1 protein-coding gene is annotated in these 1,775 nt (G+C 44.2%); it reads right to left on the reverse strand.

Annotation, left to right across the window (positions count from 1 at the left end; translation table 11 throughout):
• The coding region (locus HFP08_RS28715) for a hypothetical protein (RefSeq protein ID WP_168124066.1) at positions 1 to 1,712 on the reverse strand (1,712 nt) is incomplete at its 3' end.
• Positions 1,713 to 1,775: the final 63 nt, after the last annotated feature.

Genomic DNA, 1,775 nt, shown 5'->3' on the forward strand with positions numbered 1-1,775 from the left:
TCGCTATACTCATTATCCGTTACTTCAAAGTAAGGAACGCCGTCCATATACACCTTGATGGCTTCGCCCTGCATGATGATGCGGAAGCTGTATAGCTGGCTTGGCTGCACGGGAAAGCTCTGCGAGGCCAAGACCGTCCGACTTCCTCTCATATATTTGGACAAATAAAGCTTTACGCCATCCGTCTCCACCGCATAGCGGTTGAGCGGATTTTGCATTCGGAACGACATGCCGGCAAGATCCGTATTCCCCTTTGGCTGATGCAGCGCCAGCTTGAAAGCCAGCTCGGCATTCTTCAGCTTGTCCTCGGACATGAATTGGCCGAGCGTAAACGCATCATAGATCAACGGATCGGTGGTGGGCGTACCTACAGTAAGGACGGGAACATATTGATAAGGCAAATCATTATAAGCATCCTTGTAGCCATTATAGGATAAATACATGCCGTCCCCGACGTACAAGCCTTGCTGCGGATAGCTTGTAGAAGCTCCGAACATAATATTTAACCAAAGCATAATGCCGTTGGTGGAACTCTGCGATTTTCTATCTCCATTATTATCAAAAAAGTACATATAGCCATCGCTTGGTTTGCTTGTCCATCCATCCGCTGAAAGCGTGCCGGGAAAAGCGGTTGCGCCGCTTAATTTCGTATAATTGCCAAACCAGTCGACTTGAAATTGCGTAAGCTGCGAGCTCCAATTCCCTAGCGCCGAGTCCCAGATAGAAAGGCTTCCGTTTGTCATTGACAAGCGCTGATAATGATTAAAGACACCAAGACCATTCTGAGAAAAGGTATTAACCATAACCTCCTGCTTTATCGGATTAAAAACGAGATGAGGAAACGCAGTCTGAACCGCTCCATACGCATAGCCTATGGAATTGGTGGCATTTGACCATGTTCCTTGCAGCTTTGTCGTCCATACTAAAGTGAAATCGGTATTGACCTTAGACAAATAGGTTGCGATTCGAGCATTTGAATTACTCTTGCTAACCAATTCGGATATAACATAGATATCTCCAAGAGCGTTCTGCTGATAAGTTACAACTGGTCTATAATTCTCATTTGTATTTGGAATGTTCAAATCAGGAAGCGTATGGGTTGCAACTAGATTGCCGTTGCGATCATATTCATAGTACTTGCCTCCATATTTCAAAACGATGTGATCGCCTTTGACATAGGATTCGGAAGAAATCCCCGGTATATCAATCCCACTCTCAGCAGAGGAGAAGATTAATTCACCGGTGAAGGCATCGTAGGCTCGCAGATCGGATACGGCCGTGCTTCCTTGATAATTCTCTCCTCGTTCATAGTAAAGATCCGTTTGCCCGGAATTTTTGGTCCAATACAACTTCTGATATACGGTCCGATCAGCTACCTCATAACCATATATGAAAAACCCGCCATACTTGGCTTGTCCTTTCAATGTGCCATTTGTTTTCGCTACATAATCGCTCCTGGAAGGATATTGGTAATAAGAATAAAGCGGTCTTTCATTGTATAGACCATTTACAGTGAGGCGAAAATCCACAGGATCGCCATTCGGATAGGACATTTCTAACCATAGATTACTATTCTCCCATACAGATTCGTTCTTGTAATTGCTGATCTTGGATTTATTAAAAGCAAATAATTCCGGCCCTCTATATTGATTATCATTGCCTAGAGACTTAACGGTGCCCCCAACATAAAACATCGATTCATTCGTTCGCACATACAGGTATTTCCCTGGCGAATCAATATAACGTCTATCTGCGGGTTTTTCCGTATCCAACAG

Origin of the sequence: Paenibacillus sp. HB172176, assembly GCF_011947265.1 — a bacterium.
Classification (GTDB): domain Bacteria; phylum Bacillota; class Bacilli; order Paenibacillales; family Paenibacillaceae; genus Pristimantibacillus.